This is a genomic window from Lipingzhangella rawalii (assembly GCF_031628175.1).
Lineage (GTDB): Bacteria > Actinomycetota > Actinomycetes > Streptosporangiales > Streptosporangiaceae > Lipingzhangella_A > Lipingzhangella_A rawalii.
The window spans coordinates 181,964-203,515 of sequence record NZ_JAVLVT010000005.1 but is presented as its reverse complement, the minus strand read 5'-3'; the positions used below and the strand labels follow the sequence as shown (position 1 = coordinate 203,515).

Below are 21,552 nucleotides of genomic sequence, written 5' to 3'. Positions count from 1 at the left end.
GACGGTTACATTCACAACAGGTTTCCCGTTAGGCGAGGCTCCTGCGTGTTGTATGTGTCCGCTGCCCAGAAAGGTCGAGAGACCCCCATGGGTTGAACAGGCCCTGTCGAATCAAGGCTTGGCCTAATGCGGGCCGGAGGTCGTGACCTCCTAGCAGCGCAGTGCTGAAGCACGGACGTTGGGAGCGCACCGGATCATCCCCATTCGGTGCCATACCGCACTGTGGTGCGAGACTTTCGTTCTGGGCCTCCCGGCATGCGGGAGGTCTTCTTTGTTGTGTGGGGCGGAACGAAAGGGGGTGTGGGCAGTGCCGGACCCGGACCATTTAGCCGAACCAGAGACTGTGCGCCTGGCCGCAGTCGCAGCACCCCCGTCCCCCATCCTCGTTCTCCTGCCCCCACGCGCCTGAGCCCAGCGGTGCCCGCTGCGGCACGGGCGGCGTGTGGAGTAGGCCCTGCACGCAAGGAGTACACCCATGCACAGCATGCTGCTGGAGCGGCTGCAAGAGCGGAACCTCGCCCGCGCCAAGGAGAGCCTGAACCTGCTGAGCCCCGACGAGGCCGTGGCCGCCCTCCGGGAATTTCCCGCCACCGAACATGTTCTGGCCTTTCGGCTACTGGACAAGCAGTTCGCGATCGAGGTGTTCGAGCTCCTCAGTGAGGACGAGCAGGTCAACCTGCTGGAGGCGATGACCAGCTCGGAAGCGGCCGATGTCCTGGCTGAGCTGGACCTGGACGACCAGGCCCGGCTGGTGGACGAGGCGCCCGCCGCGGTGGCGAAGCGCCTGCTGGCGGCACTGTCCGCCGCGGACCGGGCACGGGTCGGTACCCTGCTGTCCTACCCCGCGGACAGTGCCGGCCGGATCGCCAACCCGCACTATCTCGCCGTTCGCCCTCATGTCACCGCCCGCGAGGCACTCGCGACGATCCGCAACTCCCATCTGGACGCCGAGGACCTCGGCACCGTGTTCGTCATCGACGTGGACCGGCGCTACCTCGGTCTGGTCAGTGTGGTGGAGCTGGTCAAGGCTCCCGAGAGCCAGCAGGTCGCGGATCTGGCACGGCTGCCGGACATCGCGGTGGCCACGACGGAGGACGCCGAGACCGCGGCGCGCCTTCCGCAGCGGCACGACCTGACGGCGGTTCCGGTGGTCGACTCCGAACGACGCATGGTCGGCATTATCCACACCGACGACGCCATTCGTGTCCTGGAGGAGGGAACCAGCGAAGACCTCGCGCGCACGGGTGGTTCCGAACCGCTCAGCCGCCCGTACTTGCTGGCCACACCTTTCCATCTCGCCCGGAAGCGCGCGGTGTGGCTGCTGCTGCTCGGGGTCGCGGCCGTGCTGACCGTGAACGTGCTGGCGGTCTTCGAGGAGACGCTGGAGGCCGTGGTCGCCCTGGCCCTGTTCTTCCCCCTGCTGATCGACACCGGGGGCAACTCGGGGTCCCAAGCGGCGACCGTGGTGATCCGCGCGATGTCGGTGGGTGAGGTGCGCCTGCGGGACTTCGTCAAGGTGGTGTGGCGGGAGGCGCAGGTTGGCCTGATGCTCGGGCTGATGCTCGGCGCGATCGCGCTGCCGGTGATCTGGACGTTCTTCGGCCTGGAGTTCGCGGTCATCGTGGCGAGCAGTCTCGCCCTGATCTGTCTGTGGGCGTCCTTCGTCGGCGGGATGCTGCCGATGGTGGCCAAGCGGGTCGGTATCGACCCCGCAGTCGTCTCCGCCCCGCTGATCACGACCCTGGTGGATGCCACCGGACTGATCATCTACTTCCTGATCGCGATGAGTGTGTTGGGGCTGTAACCGGTCCACGGACGCGGCCGGGAGCCGGCGGGCTCAGCCCCGGTCGCGTCCGAGGGGCTCAGTGATCCGCCGGCACGGCCAGACGGTGGCGAACCCAGGCAACCGCCGCGTCGACATCGCTGACCTCGGGCACATCGTGCGGGCATGCGGGTCTCCGCACCATGACCACGGGGAGTGCCCGTTCCCGGGCCGCGGTCAGTTTCGCCGCCGTCGCCGGCCCCCCGCTGTTCTTGGTCACCACCGCGTCGATGCCCCGTTCGTCGAGCAACGCCCGCTCGGCCGCCACCGTGTAGGGCCCCCGGTCGAGCAGGACCTCCACCCGGGCCGGCAGGGGAGGATCGGGGTGGTCCACACAGCGTGCCAGGAACCAGGTGTGTCGATCTCCGGCGAAGGCGCCCAGCTCCTGGCGACCCACGGTCAACAGCACCCGGGACGCGATGGTTCGAACCAGTGCCGCGGCCTCCTCCATCGAGTCCACGCAGCGCCAGTCGTCTCCCGACCCCGGCGACCAGGCGCGGCGCCGTAGGGCCAGCAGCGGCACTCCACACGCGGCGGTAGCCTCGGCCGCCGCCGCGCTGATCCGGGCGGCGAAGGGATGTGTGGCATCCACGACCGCGCACACCCGATGTTCCCGCAGCCAGGTGGCAAGCCCGCCGACACCGCCGAACCCTCCCACGCGCACCGAGCCGGCCGGGTGTCGGGGGGTGGCGATCCGACCCGCCAGCGAGGAGACCACGTGTGCCCCGGGCAGTTCCACCCGCAGCAGATCGGCGAGTCGACGCCCCTCACCGGTGCCGCCGAGGATCAGCACGGTGCTGGCGGTCACGTGGATTCGCCCCCGCTCGCCAGCAGCTCCTGGCGGGCACAGGAGTACAGATGGCTGTCCGGGAAACTCGCGGCCGTCAGCACCCGGGACACGATGATCACCGCAGTGCGCACGATGCCGGACTGGTGGACCTGTTCGGCGATGTCGGCGAGGGTTCCCCGCAGGACGCGTTCGTCAGAGCGGCTGGCGTAGGCCACCACGGCTGCGGGACAGTCCGGCCCGTAGCCGGGCAGCAACTCCGCCACAACCCGATCGATCTCCCGCGCGGCCAGGTGCAGCACGATCGTGGCCCCGCTGGCGCCGAGTGTCGCCAGGTCCTCACCGGGGGGCATCGCGGTGGCGCGGTTGGCGACCCGGGTGAGGACCACGGTCTGTCCCACCTCGGGGACGGTGAGTTCCCGCCCCAGGCTGGAAGCGGCGGCGGTGAACGCCGGAACGCCGGGAACCAGCTGGTAGTCGATGCCGAGCGTGTCCAGCCGGCGCATCTGTTCGGCGACCGCACTCCACAGTGTGGGATCACCGGAGTGCAGCCGCGCGACGTCGCACCCGCCGCGGTGGGCCTGTTCGTATTCGGCGGTGATCTCGTCGAGCGTCAGCGTCGAGGTGTCCACCCGGCGTGCATCGGCGGGACAGGACTCCAACAGCTCCTCGGGTACGAGACTTCCCGCGTAGAGGCACACCCCGCAGGAGGACAGGAGGTTCAGCCCACGCAGGGTGATCAGGTCCGCGGCGCCGGGGCCCGCGCCAATGAAGTACACCGTCACGTCTTGTCCACCGTCCATTGTGTGATGGGCAGGGCCGGGCGCCACACCGCGTGCCCGGCCTGGCCGATCGATCCGGCACGCTGCACCTCCAGCCGGGTCAGCTCGCCGCCGAGGCGCCGCTGTGCGTCGAGCACGCACGCCTCCGCTGCGAGTGTGACCGCGTTGACCACCATCCGGGCGCCGCTCGGTAGTGCCGCCCAGCATGCGGAGAGTACCTCGGGGTCGCTGGCGCCCCCACCGACGAAGATGGCGTCCGGAGCCGGCAGCCCGCACAGCCCGCCGGGTGCCTCGCCGGTGTGGGTCTCCAGGCCGGGCACCCCCAGCCGTGCGGCGTTGTGGCGGATGCGTTCGGCCCGGCCCGGGTCGCGTTCCAGGGCCACCGCGCGGCAGGTGGCATGCGACCGCATCCATTCGATCGCCACGCTTCCCGAGCCCGCTCCCACGTCCCAGAGCAGCTGTCCGGGCAGGGGGGCGAGGCGGGCCAGCGTGAGCGCGCGCACCTCCCGCTTGGTGAGCTGCCCGTCGTGGTCGTAGGCGTCGTCGGGCAGGCCGGCGAGGGTGGAGTAGGCGGGAGCGCCGCTGGCGGCACACTCCACGGCGACCACGTTCAGCGGATGCTCCCGGCTGTCGGTCCAGTCCGCGGCTGTGGCCTGGCGGCGGTACTCCTCGGGCCCGTCCAGGTCCGCGAGCACGGTCATCTGGCTGTGGGCGAAGCCGGCTTCGCGTAGCAGCGCGGCGACAGCGCCGGGGGTGGTGGGGCCCTCGCTGAGCACCAGCAGACGCTGGCCCGGGGCGAGCAGGCGCCGCAGCGCGTCCAAGGGGCGGGCGACGGCGCTCACCACGGTGACCTCGTCGCTGGGCCAGCCCATCCGGGCACAGGCCAGGGAGGACGCGGAGGGGTGGGGGATCACCCGGAGCCGATCGGGTCCCACCAGACGGGCCAGCGTCGCCCCGATGCCGTAGCTCATCGGGTCGCCGCTGGCGAGGACGCATCTGCGCTGCCGCGCGTAGGTATCCAGCAGTTCCGGCAACGCCGGCAGCAGGGGGCGGGGCCAGGCCACCCGGTGGCCCGTGACCTCCGCGGGCAGGAGCGCCAGCTGGCGATCGCTGCCGAACAGAACCTCCGCGGCGGCGATTTCGGTTCGGGCCCGCGGGCTGAGCCCGTCCCAGCCACCGGCGCCGATACCGACCACGGACAGGGGCGCGCCCGGGTGGGGCTCATCGCTGTCGGGTGGGGGCTGCTGTGGCGCGTCACCACTCATGCGACCACCCCCGCAACACCCCTCTGCGTTGCAGGTCACCGGCTCGATTGGGGATCGGCATCGGGGGTAATCCTACGGGACGGGACCTCCGTGGCCGGTCGCGGGGCACCTCCCAATGGCCGGCCCCGGCCAGTGAATTTGCTCGCGGAGCCACACCACGAGAATCACGACACGAAGTGGAGGGGCGGCACGGCGCAGAACTCGAACCCGAAACAATACAGCGATCGCTCCGAGTATGTCTCCGTATTTGCGGGGTCGTAATCAACGGGGATGGCCGCGCGGCGAAGTGACTATACGTACACCGAAATTCGCTCTAGGATTTCATTCAGCGACCGCAGAACCGCCCAACTCAGTCGATGATCGCTACGTTCGAGTCACATCCGACAAACGTGATTGAATCATCCTCTGAGACTGTGCCGCCCTCCGCGCCGGCATCCAGCCACGGACCGGTGCGCGACGGCCTCCGACCTGGAGGAGGGAAGCAAAAATTAGCAGGTTAGCGACTTACATCAGGGAGCACACGAGCCCGCCGGTGTTCTTCACATCGGGGATCCTGATCCTCGCATTCGTTGCCGCCGGTATCGGCGTATCGCAGGCGATGGGCTCCGAGGATGCCTCGGCTCTAGCCTGGGACTGGCTCATCGCTATCAGCGACACCATGGGCTGGTTCTACGTACTGGCCACCGCCTTCTTCCTGGTTTTCGTCATCTGGCTGATGTTCAGCCGATACGGAAAAGTTAAGCTCGGCGCGGACGACTCCAAGCCGGAATTCGGCACCATCGCCTGGTTCGCGATGCTGTTCACCGCCGGCATGGGGATCGGTCTGGTCTTCTGGGGCACGGCGGAGCCGACCGGCTACGTGACCAACGGAGTCGTGGTCGGACTCTCGGACAACCCGGACGCCCAGAACCCGGCCCTCCAGGCCCGGGAAGCCATGGATCCCTCGCTGTTCCACTGGGGTTTCCAGCCGTGGGCGATTTACATCGTGCTGGGTCTGGCCCTGGCCTACTTCTCCTACCGCAAGGGCCTGCCGATGCGCCCGGCGGCCGCCTTCTACCCGCTGATCGGCAACCGCATCTACGGGGGCCTCGGCTACCTGATCGACATCCTCGCCGTGCTCGGCACCATGTTCGGCCTGGCCACCTCCTTGGGTATCGGCACCCAGCAGATCAACGCGGGGCTCGCCCGGCTCAGTGATGCCATCCCCGCGGAGAGTGTCGCGGTTCAGGTGGGCATCATTGGTGTCATCACCCTGGTTGCCCTGGTCAGTGTGCTGGTCGGGATCGACAAGGGTGTGCGTCGTCTGTCCATCGTCAATCTGTGGATGGCCGCCGCCCTGCTGGTGTTCGTGTTCATCGCCGGTCCCACGGCGTTCATCATCAGCGGCATGTTCGACTGGACGGGTACCTACCTGTCCAACCTCGTCAACAACAGCCTCACGGTCGCCAACCCCGAAACCGCGGAGGATCACGCGGCCTGGCAGTCGGCGTGGACCTTCTTCTACTGGGGCTGGTGGATCTCCTGGGCGCCGTTCGTGGGCATGTTCATCGCCCGTATCTCCCGGGGGCGTACCATCCGCCAGTTCGTGGTCGGCACCCTGTTCGCCCCGGTCGGTGTGTCGATCGCCTGGTTCTCCACCCTGGGTGGCAGCGGGCTGTACTACGACATCCCGCTGGTCAATGACCTCACCCAGGAGCTCGGCGTGGACGGGTTCCACGAGGCCGTGGACGACGGCGAAGCCGGCACCATCGGCGCCGGTGGTGAGGGCGACGCCCTGTTCCGCATGCTGGAGTTCCTGCCCATCGCGTCCTCCGTCGTGTGGCTGGCCACACTGTTGACCATCCTGGTTGTGGCGATCTTCTTCATCACCTCCTCGGACTCCGGTTCGCTGGTGATCGACATGCTCACCAACGGTGGGGACCGCAACCCGGTTCCGTACCAGCGCGCCTTCTGGGCCCTGCTCGAGGGCATCGTGACCGCGGTGATCCTGGTCGGTGGTGGAACCGGTGCCCTGATGATCCTCAGAGCCACCTCGGTCACCACGGGTCTACCGTTCGCGGTGGTGCTGATCTTCGTCGCCATCGGACTGGCACGGGCTCTCCGGGAGGAGAACCTGGCGGCCCTCCAGGCTCGGGAGATGGGAATTCCCGCACCGACCCTCAGTCAGTACGGTGGAAGCCCGTCCCAGGAAGGGTCTGGTCCCGAGCCGAGCACCGCTGTGAACGTGTCCAGCAGCAGCGAGGACACCACCGAGGAACAGTCCAACCGCGGAACAGGAGGTGAGTGAAATGCCGCCGAAGAGCCGAGTCCGCAACCCGTTCCGCGGTGTCATGGACGTCATGAGCGAGATGAGCCGCATCTCGGACGCCATGTCCACCGTGGACACGCATGGACCCGCGGATGTCCGGGGCTTCGCCGATGCGTGGACGCCCACCACGGACATCTTCGCCCGTGGGTCCGACCTCGTGATCCGCAGCGAGCTCCCCGGGGTCTCCTCCGACATGGTGGAGGTCTCGTTCTCGCACGGGGTCCTCTCCATCACCGGGGAGCGCCTGCGCGGCGAGGACGAGGAGAACGCCATCTACTACGCCAGCGAACGCTTCTACGGCACCTTCCGCCGGGACATCACCCTGCCGGAGGGGGTCGACGAGGACGACATCGAAGGCAAGTTCGATGAGGGACTGCTGGAGGTCACGGTCCGCAACGCTGCGGAGGCCAGTGCCCCGAAGCGGATCCGGGTGAGCAGCAAGAAGAAGAGTTGAGCCCGCAGTAGCTGGCAGCGGGACGTGGGGGCGGGGCCCTGGGCCCCGCCCCCACGCGCTTCTGCGGCCCGAGCCTCCCGGGCGATGGGCGGATGGAAGCCCCGGCCGCAACCGTGTGTGCCCTCAGGCGTGTGGCCGCACCACGGGCCGGTGCACGACCTCCTCGATCACGGTCAGCGTCTGGGTCCCGGTGACCCCGGGCAGCGACTGAAGCCGGGTCAGGATCAGGTCACGCAGCTGGTCGGTGTCGGCCACGCGCACCAGCAGCACGATGTCGGCGGATCCAACCACGTACCAGGCGTACTCCACCTCCGGATAGGCGGAGATGATCTCCCGGTTCGCCCGCCAGTCCGGCTGACTCCCCGAAATCAGGATCAGGGCCGTCATTCCCAGTCCCAACTTGGCGTGGTCGGCGACCACCGAGTAGCCGCGGATCACACCCTGCTCGGTGAGCCTGCCGATTCGGTTGTAGGCCGTCGCGCGGGACACCCGCGCCCGATGCGCGATCTCCGTTACCGGCGTGCGTGCGTCCTCAGCCAACATCCCGATGATCGCCCGGTCCGTCGTGTCCGGCTCCGGCCGGGAATACCCGTCGGTCACCATCCGTGAACCACCCTTCCGCCTGGACCACTCGGGTCAGCCTCCACGGCCGGCTCCGGATCCACCCCTCCGACACCCTGTCCGACACGGACCCCAGCAGCCACCATCGTTTTGGACAAATCCGATTGTCTGATCGGTGTGCGTATCCGTTTGTATCAATCATCACGCAAGATCTAGCGAAAGTGTCAAGCATCAGACCAGAATGTGAACTATGTCGTCCCCGCCACGTGACCAGGACCGCAACGCATCCAGCACGACCGACGCGACACCGCCCACGCATCCCGTTGACCTGACCGGAACCGATGTCTCGCCGGAGGTGCTGCGGGCCCTCTACCGGGACATGGTCTATGCCCGCCATCTCGACGACGAGGCGGTAGCACTCCAACGCCAGGGCGTGTTCCCCGCCTATGTGCCGCTGCGTGGGCAGGAGGCCGCCCAGGTCGGCAGCGCCGCGGCCATGGACCGCACCAGCGACTTCGCCTTCCCCACCTACCGGGAAATGGCGGTAGCGGTCACGCTCGGCGTGGACATGGTCGGCTACATGGCCTCCCACCGTGCGCTGTGGCACGGCGGCCTATACGACCCGAGCCGCTCCCGACTCGCCCCCATCAACGCCGTGGTGGGAGGCCCGGTGCCCCACGCAGTAGGCTGGGCCCTCGGCGCCCAGCTCGACGGCACCCCCGGATGTGCACTGGCGTACTTCGGCGACGGAGCGAGCTCTGAGGGGGACGTTCACGAGGCGATGAACATGGCCGCGGTGTTCCAGGCGCCGGTGGTATTTCTCTGCCAGAACAACCAGTGGGCCCTGTCCGTACCCAACCGGGACCAGGTGGCGGGTGGCTCGATTGCGGCCCGCGCAGCCGGGTACGGCATGCCGGGACACGAGGTGGACGGCAACGACGTGCTCGCCGTCTACACCACGACCCGGGCGGCGCTGGCGCGGGCGCGCTCCGGTGGTGGCCCCAGCCTGATCGAGGCGCGAACCTACCGCCTGGGCCCGCACTCCACCTCGGACGACACCCGCCGCTATCGCAGCGAGGACACCGAACGCCAGTGGGCACGAGCCGACCCCATCGAGCGCCTATACACGGCGATGCTCGCCGCCGGGACTGTCCCCGGCGATGACTCGTTCGCCGCCGAGGTGCGCGAACAGGCACAGGAGGCCGCGGCGTCGATGCGTGCGGGTGTGCGTGTGGCGCCGCCCCCTTCGGGAGAGGAAATGTTCACGCACGTGTTCAGCGAACCGACCGACGAGCTACTGCGTCAGCAACGGGCCTGGCGTGAGGAGGTGGAACTCGGATGAGCCAGCTACTGCACGCCGATTCCGGCCAGGGGCCGGGGACCGCAGTGTCGGCGTCGGCGTCGGCGTCGGCGTCGCGCCGCCCCGAGGCACACCACGAGGGGCCGGACCTCCGGCAGGCGCTCAACGCCGCCCTGGACCGTGCCCTGACCGAGGATCCGCGCACTCTGGTCCTCGGCGAGGATGTGGGACGGCTGGGTGGGGTGTTCCGGGTCACCGCCGGGCTCCAGGAACGGCACGGCCACCACCGGGTGTTCGACACTCCCCTGGCCGAGTCCGGAATCATGGGCCTGTGCGTGGGCCTGGCCATGCAGGGGTGGCGGCCAATCCCGGAGCTCCAGTTCGACGGTTTCGCCTACCCCGCCGTCGACCAGATCGTGAACCAGCTGGCCCGTATGCGCTACCGGTCCCGGGGCGCGTTCCCGATGCCCGTGACGCTGCGGCTACCCAGCTTCGGCGGTATCCAGGCCCCCGAACACCACGGCGAGAGCCTGGAGTCCCTGTTCGCGCACGTTCCCGGGCTCAACGTGGTCGCGCCGTCCACCCCGGCCGAGGCCTACACACTGCTGTTGCAGTCGGTGCGCTGCGACGACCCGGTGATCTTCCTGGAACCCAAGGCCCGTTACTGGGACCGGGAGCAGATCCAGCTTCCCCCACCGGACAGCACCCAGGAGCTGGACGCGGCTCCGCTGGGCACCAGCCGCGTGGCGCGACCAGGCCGGCACGCCACCCTGGTGTGCTGGGGGTCGATGGTCCGAACCTGCCTCGAGGTCGCGGAACTCGCCGCGGAGGACGGTGTGGACCTGGAAGTGCTGGACCTGCGGTGGCTGAAACCGCTGGACACCGCGGGCCTGGCCGCATCCGTGGCCCGCACCGGACGTGCGGTGGTGGTGCACGAAGCCCCGTTGACCGCAGGGCTGGGGGCGGAGGTCTCCGCACGCCTCATGGAGCGCTGCTTCGGTGAGCTGCGCGCCCCCGTGCAGCGGGTGAGCGGATTCGACGTTCCCTACCCGGCGGGCCCGCTGGAACATCAGTACCTACCGACGCTCGACCGCATCCTACTCGCGGTCCAACACACCCTGGAGTTTTGATGAGCGAGCAGACCTTCGTGCTGCCCGACCTAGGTGAGGGCCTCGTCGAGGCGACCGTGGTGGAGTGGCTGGTGACCCCGGGTCAACATGTGGAGCGGAACGAAGCCATGGTGGAGGTCGAGACCACGAAGTCCACGGTGGAGATCCCCTCCCCCTGCTCCGGGACCGTCACGCAGCTCCACGCCGAGCCGGGAACCGTGGTTCCGGTCGGGGCGCCCCTCGTCTCGTTCTCCGGAGACGATCCCGGCACCAGCACGGACAGCACGGAAACCGCGACCGGTGCCGCGGAAGGCCGAGAGCACGGATCCGACTCCGCCGGGATCGTGGGAACGGTCCCGACGGGATCCGAACCCCGGCAGCGCCGCGTGCGGCTCCGTCCACCGGAGGAGTAGAGGAGCATCCCGAGAATGACACCCCATCCTGCCCCGTCCACCTCGGGTGTGACCACGCGCGACGTGGACCGGGAGCCCACCGTGTACGTGCGTTCCTACCGGGTCGACCCAGGTGAGCCAGGTGACACCGCGTCGGGATCCGCACCCGAGGCCACCCCGCCCGCCGGCCCGGAGTCGGACGGCACGTGCCCAACCCAACCGGCCGGCCCGCCTCCGGTGCTCCTCGTGCACGGCTTCGGCTCCAGCTTCCGGTTCAACTGGGAACAGACGGGCTGGGTGCGGGCCCTGACGACGGCCGGACGCACCGTCGTCGGTCTCGACTTGCGTGGGCACGGGGCCAGCGCCAAACCCCAGCAGGCCAGCTACTACAGCCCGGCCCAGCATGTCGCCGACCTGGAGGCCGTGCTGGACTCCTTCGACCTCGGTCGGGTCGATGTGGTGGCCTACTCCATGGGCTCCCGGATGGTCTGGGAATTCATGCGCAGTCATCCGGGGCGGGTCCGGCGGGCGGCGCTGGCGGGCTTCGGTCCCTACAGCGCCCCTCGGGTGGCAGGGCGTAGCGACCCTGGGACGGCCGACGCCGTCCTGGCCGCGGCCAGCGCGCTACCGGGTAACGACCAGGCGGCGTTGGCCGCCTGCCAACAGGGCGAACAGCAGCACCCGTTCACCGCCGACCCCGCACCCGGGGTCTCCCCGCTCCTGCTGGCCGCCGGTACCGAGGACGAGTTGGCCACGGACATGGAGCTGTTGGCGGAGAGGCTCACCGACGCGCGCACACTGCGGATCCCGGGGCGGGATCACCGCACGGCCGTGGCGGCCCGCGGCCTGAAGACCGCCGTTGTGGAGTTCCTCGAGGAAGAGGGCTGACCGTGCGCGGAGCGCGGGACCTTCATGGTTCGCACGACCCCGCGCTGGCGGTGCCGCCCGAGATGGTGGCCCCAGGCGAGTTCACGCCACTACCAAGCGCCCCACGCGCCTTTGGCAAGGATCGCCGTTGAGGTCGCGTCCCCGTGGCTGAGCTAATGTCCCGCAAGCGCAGCGAACCCCGACAACCTGCCGGTAACGTCCGTTGCGCTCTGCTCTCGCATTCATAACAAAGGCCGTGGCGCCCCGGGGTATACCCCCGATGACCGGATAACCTCCGCCCAGGACGATGAGCTGGTGTGTTCCCGGTCAGGTCGGGCCACCGCGGGGTTCAGAGGGGAGCCGATGGTGAAGATCGCCCGGAAGGTGACGGCCTGCGTCGCCGCAGGAACGTTGACCGTAGCCATGACCGCCTGTGACACCGGCGAGAACGGCGACGGCGCTGGAAATGGCGACGGGCCGGACGCCGATGCGCTGAACGTGGGCCTGGCCTACGACATCGGGGGACGGGGCGACCGTTCGTTCAATGACGCTGCCTACGCGGGCCTGGAGCTGGTGTCCGAGGAGCTCGACCTGGAAGTCAACGACATCGAGGCCTCCGAGGGAGAGAGTGACGCGGAGAAGGTCGAGCGTCTGGAACTCATGGCCGAGGAGGGCATGAACCCGGTCATCGGAGTCGGATTCGCCTACGGCCCCGCCATGCTCGAGGTCGCTCCGCAGTACCCGGATGTGGAGTTCGCGATCGTCGACGAGGACATGACCCAGGTTCTCGAACAGCAGGAGGAGGACGGGGCCGAGTTCCCCGATGATCCGCTGGCGAACGTGACCAGTCTGCTGTTCGCCGAGGAGGAGGCCTCGTTCCTGGTCGGTGCGGCCGCGGCGATGGCCACCGAGACGGACCACGTCGGGTTCATCGGCGGGGTCGAGGTGCCGCTGATCGGGAAGTTCGAGGCCGGATACGTGGCCGGGGTCGAGCACATCAACCCGGACGTCGAGGTGGACACGGACTACCTGACCCAGCCCCCCGACTTCGACGGCTTCAACGACCCAGCCCGCGGCCGGTCCGCGGCCGAGGGCCAGTACGACGCGGGCGCCGATGTGATCTACCACGCTGCCGGCGCCTCCGGAACCGGAGTTCTCGAGGCCGCGACCGACCGCGAGGAGCTGTTCATCGGGGTGGACTCCGACCAGTACCTCAACGCTCCCGAGGAGTCCCAGCCCTACGTGCTCACCTCGGCGATCAAGCGGGTCGACACCGCGGTGTTCGAGTTCGTGCAGGACGTCGGGGACGGTGCCGTCGACGGTGGTATCGAGCGGTTCGACCTTGCCAACGAGGGCGTGGACTACTCCGACTCCAACGAGGATCTGATCTCGGACTACACCGAGGAACTCGACGACCTGCGCCAGCAGATCATCGACGGCGACATCGAGGTACCGGCCGAACCCTAACCATCCCGGAAACCGCCACAGAAGAGGCCGGAGACCATGAGCGACGGGGCAGCGAGCCCGCCGGACGTTCCGGCAGCCGTCGAACTCCACGGGATCACGAAACGGTTCCCGGGGGTCGTGGCCAACCACGACATCGATATCCGGGTCGCCCCGGGGACCGTGCACGCCATCGTCGGGGAGAACGGCGCCGGCAAGTCCACGCTGATGAAGATCCTCTACGGGATGCACCAGCCCGACGAGGGAACGATCTCGGTCGGTGGCACCACGGTCCGGCTGGGGTCACCGTCCGAGGCCATCCGGCACGGGATCGGCATGGTGCACCAGCACTTCATGCTGGCCGACAATCTGACCGTGCTGGAGAACGTCGTGCTGGGGGCGGAGCGGCGCCACGGCATCGGCGCGCGGGCCCGCGCGCGCATCCTCGAACTGTCGGAGGCCTATGGCCTGGGGGTTGACCCCGACGAGCGGATGGCCGAACTGGGGGTCGGGCAGCGACAGCGGGTGGAGATCCTCAAAGTGCTCTACCGCGGGGCGCACACCGTGATCCTGGACGAGCCCACCGCCGTGCTGGTACCGCAGGAGGTTGCGGAACTGTTCGGCAACCTGCGGGAGTTGACCCGAGAAGGGCTCACGGTCCTGTTCATCTCGCACAAACTCGACGAGGTGCTGTCCATCGCGGACACGATCACGGTGATCCGTCGGGGCACCACGGTCGCCACCGTGGATCCCACCGAGACCAGCGCCCGCGAGCTGGCCACCCTCATGGTGGGCGAGCAGCTTCCTGTTCCGGAGCTGCGGGAGTCCACCGTGACCGACCGGCCGCTGCTGGAGCTACAGGGATTGACGGTGCACTCCGGGGAACGCGCCGTCGTGGAGGATGTCAGCCTGCGGGTGCACGCCGGGGAGATCGTCGGGATCGCCGGGGTGGAGGGCAACGGCCAGGCCGAACTGGTCGAGGCGGTGATGGGCATGCGCCAGCCCAGCGCCGGAACCGTGCGGGTGGCCGGCCAGGACGTCACCGGAGATACCACCCGCAGCCTGCGGGAGAAGGGTGTGGCCTATATCCCTGAGGACCGGCACCGGCACGGCCTCCTGCTGGACTCCCCGCTGTGGGAGAACCGGATGCTGGGACACCAGACGCAGCCGCCCAACGCCCGCGGGGTCTGGATCGACCGTGCGGGAGCCCGCGCCGACACGCGCCGTATCGTGGACCGCTACGACGTCCGTACCCCTGGCATCGACGTGCTGGCCGATGCGCTGTCCGGGGGGAACCAGCAGAAGCTCATCGTCGGTCGGGAGATGAGTTCCGCACCCACCGTGCTCCTCGCCGCGCATCCCACCCGCGGCGTGGACGTGGGGGCACAGGCCGCGATCTGGGAGCATCTCCGCGCCGCCCGGCACGAGGGTCTGGGCGTGCTGCTGATCTCCGCGGACCTGGACGAGTTGATCGGCATGTCCGACACCCTGCACGTGATCCTGCGTGGCCGGCTCGTGACCGAGATCGACAACCCCCACGCGCTCACCCCCGAAGAGCTGGGGTCGGCGATGACCGGGGCCACGGCGGCAACCGGGGGTGCGTCGTGAAACGAGTGCTGGCACATCCGATCGGGATGGTCGTGGTCGCCGTTGCGGTGGCTCTGGTCATCGCGGTGGGGATCACCTCGGCGGTCCTGGTCGCCACCGGCGTGCCCCCGCTGCTCACCTTCGAGCGCATGCTGGAGCACGGCACCACGCCGGACAGTATGGTGCGGATCCTGAACAACGGCACCACGTACTACCTCTCCGCCGTCGCGGTCGCCATCGGGTTCAAGATGCGACTGTTCAACATCGGGGTGGATGGGCAGTACCGGCTGGCGGCGCTCCTGGCGGCGGCCCTCGGTGGAGCGGTCACCCTGCCGCCGGTGCTGCACCAGCTGGTGATCATCCTCGCCGCGATGTTCGTGGGCGGAATGTGGGCCGGCATCGCGGGGTACCTGAAGGTGACCCGCGGTGTGCACGAGGTCATCTCCACGATCATGCTGAACTTCATCGCGACCGGCATCACCGCCTACCTGCTGCACGTGGACCGGTTGGCGGTCCCGATCGGGGTCAACAACATCGGAACCCCGCCCATCGACGAATCCGGACGGGTGCCCGGAATCCCCGGAGACTTTCTGGGCTCGGACCGGGTCGTGTTCGGGCTGGTGCTGCTCGCTGCCCTCGTGGGCGTCGGCTACTGGGTGGTGTTGAACCGTACCCGCTTCGGATACGACCTGCGGGCCGCCGGCCAGTCCAGCACCGCGGCGGCCGCCAGCGGCGTCAACGTCAAACGAATCACCCTGATCACGATGCTGCTGTCCGGAGCGGTGGCCGGGCTGGTGGGGATGCCGCAGCTGCTCGGCGAGTCCTACACCTACGCCCTGGACTTCCCCGCCGGTCTGGGCTTTATCGGTATCGCGATCGCGCTGCTGGGGCGGAACCATCCGCTGGGGATCGCGCTGGCCGCACTGTTCTGGGCGTTCCTCGACCGGTCCGCGCAAATCCTGGCGATCCACGGCACCCCAACCGAAATCTCGGTGATCATGCAGGCCACCATGGTGCTGACCGTGGTCATCGTCTACGAGGCCGTGCACCGCTGGGCACGCCGGTATCAGCAACAGCAGGTCGGGCAGGCCCTGGGCCGAACGGGGGTGGAGTCCGAATGACGGTGACACCCGAGGTGGTGACCCCGAGTCCCCCGGGGCGCGCGCAACGGCGCACCCGCCACGTGTGGCGCCTGGTCAGCCTTCTGCTGGCGGCTCTCGTCGCCCTGTCCGGGGTGCGGCTGATCACCGGTATGGACGTGCTCACCAGTAGCGGTACGGTCCGCACCACGCTCGCCTTCGCGGTGCCGATCGGCCTGGCGGCCCTGGGCGGGCTGTGGGCGGAACGCTCCGGGATCATCAACATCGGTCTCGAAGGAATGATGATCTTCGGGACGTGGTTCGGGGCCTACTTCGCCGTGACCACCGGGAGTCCCTGGATCGGTCTGGTCGCGGGCATCGGCGGCGGCGTGCTCGGCGGACTGCTGCACGCCCTGGCCACCGTGACCTTCGGGGTGGACCACATCGTGTCCGGGGTGGCAGTGAACCTGCTGGCCGAGGGGGCTGTACGGTTCCTCGCCATCCAGTTCTTCGAGGGTATGCCCGGCGGCGGTGCGGGGCAGTCACCCCCCCTCCCGAACTTTCCCGGCGTCAGCCTGCCGCTGGTCGAACAGGCGCTGGGTCCGGTGGAACAGCTGCGCTGGTTCCTGGTGAGCGACCTGGCGGCACTGGTCATCGGCCTGACCACGTCCATGTCCGTGATCACCCTGATCGCGGTGCTGCTGCTTCCGGCCACCTACCTGATCCTGTGGCGCACCCCCTTCGGGCTGCGGCTGCGCTCGGTCGGGGAGAACCCGGACGCCGCCGAGTCCCTGGGAATCCCGGTGTACACCTACAAGTACATCGCGCTGCTGGTCTCCGGGGGACTCGCCGGAATGGGTGGCGTGTTCCTGGCCATGGTGGCCTCCTCGGCCTATCAGGAAGGTCAGACCGGGGGCCGGGGTTACATCGGCCTGGCCGCCATGATCTTCGGCAACTGGCGGCCCAGCGGCGTGGCGATGGGGGCCGGCCTGTTCGGCTACACGGACGCGCTCCAGATCCGCGGTGGCGGCGAGGCCGTGCACGCACTGTTGTTGCTGCTCGGTATCGCCCTCCTCGCGGTGGCCGTGTGGCAGCTGCGCCGGGGCAACCGCATGGTGGCCGCGGTGTGTGTCGTCGTGGCGGCCGGCCTGCTGACCTGGTTCCTCAACGCCGACAGCGTGCCCCGCCAGCTGGCCACCTACAGCCCACACATGACCACCCTGCTGGTGCTCGCCCTGGCCTCCCAGCGGCTGCGACCACCCGCGGCCGTGGGCCGGCAGTGGCGACGCAGCCAGGGGGCCTGATGCCGGCCCCCGCGCCGCCCCCAGACTGGCTCCCTCGCCTGCGTGTCGCGGCCAGCACCGCACGCGCGGGGGCCTATGCGCCCTATTCCGGGTTTCCCGTGGGCGCGGCGGCGTTCGTGGACGATGGCCGGATCGTGTCCGGCTGCAATGTGGAGAACGCTTCCTACGGCCTCGGGCTGTGTGCGGAGTGTGGCCTGGTTTCGGCGCTGCGCGCGAGTGGGGGTGGGCGGCTGGTGGCCTTCGTGTGCGTGGACGGCTCGGATGCCTTCTTGATGCCGTGTGGCCGCTGTCGACAGCTGTTGCACGAGCACGGCGGGGAACAGCTACTGATCGGCACGTCCGACGGGCCACTGCGCCTGTGCGACCTGCTCCCGCGGGCCTTCGGGCCACACGACCTATAAGGAGGGGCCGGTGAACGTTATCGACATCATCGTGGCCAAGCGCGACGGCCGGGAGCTGACGCCTGCACAGATCGACTGGGTGGTCGAGGCCTACGCCCGCGATGCGGTCGCTGAGGAACAGATGGCCGCGCTGAGTATGGCGGTGCTGTGGCGGGGGATGAGTCGTGCGGAGGTCAGCCGCTGGACCGAGGCGATGACCCGGTCCGGTACCCGCCTCGACTTTGCGGACCTGCCCCGCCCCACCACGGATAAGCATTCCACCGGCGGGGTTGGGGACAAGATCACGCTCGCGCTGACCCCCGCGGTGGCTGCCTGCGGCGCCGCCGTTCCGCAGCTGTCTGGACGCGGGCTCGGCCACACCGGTGGAACCCTGGACAAGCTGGAGGCGATTCCCGGCTGGCGCAGTCACCTCTCCCCCACCGAGATGCGCTCGGCCCTACGCGACGTCGGCGGGGTGGTGTGCGCGGCCGGTCCCGACCTCGCCCCCGCCGACCGCAAGCTCTACGCCCTGCGCGACGTGACCGGAACCGTGGAGTCGATCCCGCTGATCGCGAGCTCCATCATGTCGAAGAAGCTCGCCGAAGGCACCGGCGCGCTCGTGCTCGACGTCAAGGTCGGATCCGGCGCCTTCATGAAAACCATGTCCGACGCGCGCGCCCTGGCGCGCACCATGGTCGACATCGGCACCGACCACGAGGTGGCGACCGTGGCCCTGCTGACCGCGATGGACACCCCCGTGGGCCGGGAGGTCGGCAACGCACGCGAAGTCGCCGAGGCGTGTGAGGTCCTGGCCGGTGGTGGTCCGGAGGATGTGGTGGAACTGACCGTCGCTCTGGGGCGGGAGATGCTGTCCGCCGCCGGCCTGACGGCGGCGAAAGATCCGGCGACCGCGCTGGCCGACGGCTCCGCCATGGACGTGTGGCGCCGGATGGTCCGGGCGCAGGGCGGCGACCCGGACGCACCGCTGCCCACCGCTCGCGAGCACGCCCAGATCCTCGCCGGCCGCTCGGGTGTGGTGCGCCGACTGGATGCCCTGGCCGTGGGCCGAGCCGCCTGGAGTCTGGGTGCGGGACGGGACCGCAAGGAGGATTCGGTCAGTGCCGGAGCCGGGGTGCGGCTGCACGCCAAACCCGGGGACCGAATCCAGGCGTCCCAGCCACTGTTCACCCTGTACACCGACGAGGCGGATCGGCTCCAGGACGCCGCCCGCGAGTTGACGGACAGCTACACCGTCGAGGATGTGGCCCCGGATCACACGCTCGGCCCCCCGGCGTCCCTGGTTCTGGAGCGGGTGGCCAACGACCACCGGAACTGAGCCGCCCCCGCAGGCGGGTGGAGCGCCTTTGGGTCCAGCGCGGCGATCGGTGTCCACGCCTGGTGCCTCGCGCTCAGCCCAGCACGAGCCCGTGCACGGCCTCGGCGAGCTCGTCCATCTGCCGGCTGGCCTCGGCCCGCGCGGCCGACACATCGTCCTGGGGTGCACACACCACTTCCAGGTAGCATTTCAGCTTCGGCTCGGTTCCCGAGGGGCGCACCACCAGCCGTGCCGTCACCGGACCGGTGAGCTGGTAGCGGATCGCATCCGTCGGGGGCAGCCCAGCCTCGCCGGTGGCCAGGTCCACAACCTGGCTCACTCGCAGCTGGGCCAGCTGGGTGGGGGGATGCTGCCGCAACCGCGCCATGACGGCCGTCCGCTCGGCGGGATTGGCGAACCTGCGGGTGAGCTGGCGGGTGAGGTGGAGACCGTACCGGCGGGCCTGCTCGTCCCGCAGGTCCACCAGCGTACGTCCGCTGCGTTTGGCCGTGGCGGCGACCGCGGCCAGAACCAGGGCCGCCCCGATCCCGTCCTTGTCCGCGACCGGCCGGCAGGTGTCTCCGGCCAGGCAGTAGCCCAGGGCCTCCTCGTAGGCACAGACGCACCGTGCGGGATCTGAGCCGTCCCCGCCCACCCGGGCCAACCACTTGAACCCGGTGAGGGTCTCCTCGTAGCGCACCCCGTAGGCGGAGGCCAGGGTGGACAGCAGGCTGGCCGAGACCACGGTGGTCGCCACGATCCGATCCGGTCCGGACGTGTGTGCCAGGACGTGTTCGGCGAGGAGCGCGCCGACCTCGTCGCCGGTGAGCATGCCGTGCCCGGGCACGGCGGCGGCGAGCCGGTCCGCGTCCGGGTCGTTAGCCAGTACCAGGTCACTTCCGACCCGATCCGCTTCGGCCAGGGCCAGGTCGAGAGCACCGGGCTCCTCCGGGTTGGGAAAGGCGACCGTGGGAAAGTCCGGGTCTGGTCTGGCCTGCTGTGGCACGAGGTGCGGTGCGGGAAACCCGTGCCGGGCGAAGGCCGCCTGGAGCGTTTCGGCTCCCACCCCGTGCAGCGGGGTGTAGGTGACGCTGAGGTCGCGATCCGGCCCCAGTGGCAGCTGGCTGAGCGAATCCAGGTAGCGGTGCACCGGTTCGGTGCCGAAGGTGCGCCACCCCTCCTCGTCCAGGGGAAGCTGGTCCACCGGGCCGACGGCGTCGATCGCGGCGGAGATCTCGGTGTCGATCGGGGGGAGGATCTGGCTTCCAGCCGCGGGGCCAGCCCCACCGACGTACACCTTGTAGCCGTTGTCCTGGGGCGGGTTGTGGCTGGCGGTGACCATTACCCCCGCCGCGGCTCCGAGGTCCGCCACGGTGTGCGCCAACACGGGTGTCGGTAGTGGTTCGGGCAGGCAGCGCACGATGATCCCGGCCGCGCTTAGGACGGAGGCGGTATCCACCGCGAAACGAGCCGAATTGTGCCGGGCGTCGTAGCCGACCACCACGAGTGGGGCCCGCTCCCGATCATGGTTGTGGTGCAGCCACGCGGCGAGCCCCGCGGCGGCCCGCAGGACCGTGACCCGGTTCATCCGGTTCGGCCCGGCGCCCAGCGCGCCGCGCAGTCCGGCGGTACCGAACTGGAGCCGCTGCCGGAACCGGTCGGCAAGCTCGTCTTCGGCCGCGGAATCCGAGGGGGCTGTGGCCAGGAGCTGTTCCAGCTCCGCTCGGGTCCGCGGGTCCGGATCCTGGGCCATCCACTCTCGGGCCTGGCGGTACAGCTCCTGCATGCTGGTGCGGCTCCTCGCAGTGTCGGGACGGGGACCGGGTTGGCCGGTGGCCGGTGGCCGGGGGCCGCCTCGGGGGGTGGTCACTCCGACAGGCGTCGCACGATGCCTTCGAGGAGCGCGCCGGTGTCCGCGGCTGCACTACGGCCCGCGGCGAGGACCTCGCTGTGGTCCAGCGGGGCGTCCGACAGGCCCGCTGCAATGTTGGTGACCAGGGACAGCGCCAGAACCTGGGCTCCACCTTCGCGTGCGGCGATGGTTTCCAGGACCGTGGACATGCCGACCAGGTCCGCCCCCAGGGCCCGCAGCATCCGGATCTCGGCCGGTGTCTCGTAGTGCGGGCCGGGCATCGCCGCGTACACGCCGTCGGCGAGGCTGGCGTCCACCTCCCGCGCGGACGCACGGAGGCGTGGGCTGTAGGCCTCCGTCAGGTCGACGAAGTTGGGGCCGGACACGGGAGAACGCCCCGTCAGGTTGATGTGGTCACTGACGAGCACCGGTTGGCCGACGGTGTAGTCGGCCCGCAACCCGCCGGCGGCGTTGGTGAGTAGGACGGTGCGCACCCCGGCGGCCAGGGCCGTACGCACGCCGTGCACCACCGGCACCGGCCCGTGCCCCTCGTAGAGGTGGGTCCGGCCGAGGAAAACCAGCAGGCGGGATCCCCCCACGGTCACACTGCGGATGGTCCCCGCGTGCCCCGATGCGCCCGGGGCCCGGAACCCGGGCAGGTCCCCGGTGGCGAGTTCGGTTCCCGTGGCGCCGAGGGTGTCCGCCGCGGGGGCCCAGCCCGAGCCCATGATCACCGCGGCGTCGTAGGCGTCGATGCCGGTGTGGTCCCGAAGCTCCGCGGCAGCGCGGTGGGCGGCCTGGTGGGGGTCCCGGTCCGCGGACGTGTCGCCGGGTTGTGTCGTCGAGCCGCCAGGGGCGGGCGTGCCGTCCACCATGTCGCGACCACCTCTCGTGTCCTTGGTTCGCAGCAGTTCCATTGTGGATCAAGCGGGCCGTGTCGGGGCA

At 69.5% G+C, this 21,552-nt stretch carries 18 protein-coding genes, 1 pseudogene and 1 riboswitch; of the genes and pseudogenes, 13 read left to right on the top strand and 6 right to left on the bottom strand.

Annotation, left to right across the window (positions count from 1 at the left end):
* Window positions 1-17 precede the first annotated feature (17 nt).
* Window positions 18-190, top strand: a riboswitch (M-box (ykoK) riboswitch).
* Window positions 191-475: 285 nt separating this feature from the next.
* Window positions 476-1,804, top strand: a complete 1,329-nt coding sequence (gene mgtE, locus RIF23_RS11940) for a magnesium transporter (protein WP_310912568.1) — start codon at window positions 476-478, stop codon at window positions 1,802-1,804.
* A 58-nt stretch (window positions 1,805-1,862) separates the two neighbouring features.
* Here mgtE and RIF23_RS11935 read toward each other — a convergent pair whose 3' ends face one another.
* From RIF23_RS11935 to cbiE, 3 genes are read right to left on the bottom strand one after another with little or no spacing between them, the layout of a single operon-like run.
* Entirely contained in the window at window positions 1,863-2,630 is a 768-nt protein-coding gene (locus RIF23_RS11935) for a cobalt-precorrin-6A reductase (RefSeq protein WP_310912567.1), read from the bottom strand.
* The gene (gene cobM, locus RIF23_RS11930) at window positions 2,627-3,394 is read right to left on the bottom strand and encodes a precorrin-4 C(11)-methyltransferase (protein ID WP_310912566.1); all 768 of its coding nucleotides are present in this window, start codon (window positions 3,392-3,394) and stop codon (window positions 2,627-2,629) included. The genes RIF23_RS11935 and cobM overlap by 4 nt, the downstream gene beginning before the upstream one ends.
* Entirely contained in the window at window positions 3,391-4,656 is a 1,266-nt protein-coding gene (gene cbiE / locus RIF23_RS11925) for a precorrin-6y C5,15-methyltransferase (decarboxylating) subunit CbiE (protein WP_310912565.1), read from the bottom strand. Before cbiE ends, cobM begins: the two co-directional genes overlap by 4 nt.
* 532 nt (window positions 4,657-5,188) lie before the next feature.
* On the opposite strand from cbiE, the gene RIF23_RS11920 reads away from it, so the two are divergent.
* A complete protein-coding gene (locus RIF23_RS11920) occupies window positions 5,189-6,943 on the top strand; it encodes a BCCT family transporter (protein WP_310912563.1) in 1,755 nt (584 codons plus the stop codon).
* A 1-nt stretch (window position 6,944) separates the two neighbouring features.
* Window positions 6,945-7,418: an Hsp20/alpha crystallin family protein gene (locus RIF23_RS11915; RefSeq protein ID WP_310912562.1), complete on the top strand. Its 474-nt coding sequence runs from the start codon at window positions 6,945-6,947 to the stop codon at window positions 7,416-7,418.
* Between the two features lie 123 nt (window positions 7,419-7,541).
* Here the strand turns inward: RIF23_RS11915 and RIF23_RS11910 are convergent, their stop codons facing one another.
* On the bottom strand, window positions 7,542-8,021 hold the full coding sequence (locus RIF23_RS11910; protein ID WP_310912561.1) for an Lrp/AsnC family transcriptional regulator: 480 nt from the start codon (window positions 8,019-8,021) through the stop codon (window positions 7,542-7,544).
* A gap of 208 nt (window positions 8,022-8,229) precedes the next feature.
* On the opposite strand from RIF23_RS11910, the gene RIF23_RS11905 reads away from it, so the two are divergent.
* The 10 genes and pseudogenes from RIF23_RS11905 (at window position 8,230) to RIF23_RS11860 (ending at window position 18,776) form a co-directional block, all read left to right on the top strand.
* Window positions 8,230-9,321 (top strand): thiamine pyrophosphate-dependent enzyme, encoded by a 1,092-nt coding sequence (locus tag RIF23_RS11905; RefSeq protein ID WP_407659455.1) that lies wholly within the window; start codon window positions 8,230-8,232, stop codon window positions 9,319-9,321.
* Window positions 9,318-10,409, top strand: coding sequence for an alpha-ketoacid dehydrogenase subunit beta (locus tag RIF23_RS11900; protein WP_310912560.1), 1,092 nt, complete (start codon window positions 9,318-9,320; stop codon window positions 10,407-10,409). Before RIF23_RS11905 ends, RIF23_RS11900 begins: the two co-directional genes overlap by 4 nt.
* Window positions 10,409-10,801, top strand: coding sequence for a biotin/lipoyl-containing protein (locus RIF23_RS11895; RefSeq protein WP_310912559.1), 393 nt, complete (start codon window positions 10,409-10,411; stop codon window positions 10,799-10,801). Before RIF23_RS11900 ends, RIF23_RS11895 begins: the two co-directional genes overlap by 1 nt.
* Before the next feature lie 15 nt (window positions 10,802-10,816).
* Entirely contained in the window at window positions 10,817-11,668 is an 852-nt protein-coding gene (locus tag RIF23_RS11890; protein WP_310912558.1) for an alpha/beta fold hydrolase, read from the top strand.
* Window positions 11,669-12,010: 342 nt separating this feature from the next.
* The gene (locus RIF23_RS11885) at window positions 12,011-13,114 is read left to right on the top strand and encodes a BMP family lipoprotein (RefSeq protein WP_310912557.1); all 1,104 of its coding nucleotides are present in this window, start codon (window positions 12,011-12,013) and stop codon (window positions 13,112-13,114) included.
* Between the two features lie 36 nt (window positions 13,115-13,150).
* Window positions 13,151-14,698 (top strand): ABC transporter ATP-binding protein, encoded by a 1,548-nt coding sequence (locus RIF23_RS11880; RefSeq protein ID WP_310912556.1) that lies wholly within the window; start codon window positions 13,151-13,153, stop codon window positions 14,696-14,698.
* A 38-nt stretch (window positions 14,699-14,736) separates the two neighbouring features.
* Window positions 14,737-15,798 (top strand): annotated as a pseudogene (locus RIF23_RS11875) (ABC transporter permease); the annotation flags it as partial.
* Entirely contained in the window at window positions 15,795-17,060 is a 1,266-nt protein-coding gene (locus RIF23_RS11870; RefSeq protein WP_310912555.1) for an ABC transporter permease, read from the top strand. The pseudogene RIF23_RS11875 and the gene RIF23_RS11870, both read left to right, overlap by 4 nt.
* Entirely contained in the window at window positions 17,060-17,461 is a 402-nt protein-coding gene (locus RIF23_RS11865; protein ID WP_310912554.1) for a cytidine deaminase, read from the top strand. Before RIF23_RS11870 ends, RIF23_RS11865 begins: the two co-directional genes overlap by 1 nt.
* A 10-nt stretch (window positions 17,462-17,471) precedes the next feature.
* On the top strand, window positions 17,472-18,776 hold the full coding sequence (locus RIF23_RS11860) for a thymidine phosphorylase (RefSeq protein WP_310912553.1): 1,305 nt from the start codon (window positions 17,472-17,474) through the stop codon (window positions 18,774-18,776).
* Window positions 18,777-18,849: 73 nt separating this feature from the next.
* On the opposite strand, the gene RIF23_RS11855 is transcribed toward RIF23_RS11860, so the two are convergent.
* Together RIF23_RS11855 and RIF23_RS11850 are read right to left on the bottom strand one after the other, a co-directional pair.
* Window positions 18,850-20,541: a phospho-sugar mutase gene (locus RIF23_RS11855; protein ID WP_310912552.1), complete on the bottom strand. Its 1,692-nt coding sequence runs from the start codon at window positions 20,539-20,541 to the stop codon at window positions 18,850-18,852.
* Window positions 20,542-20,621: 80 nt separating this feature from the next.
* Window positions 20,622-21,482: a purine-nucleoside phosphorylase gene (locus RIF23_RS11850; RefSeq protein WP_310912551.1), complete on the bottom strand. Its 861-nt coding sequence runs from the start codon at window positions 21,480-21,482 to the stop codon at window positions 20,622-20,624.
* Between the last annotated feature and the right edge of the window lie 70 nt (window positions 21,483-21,552).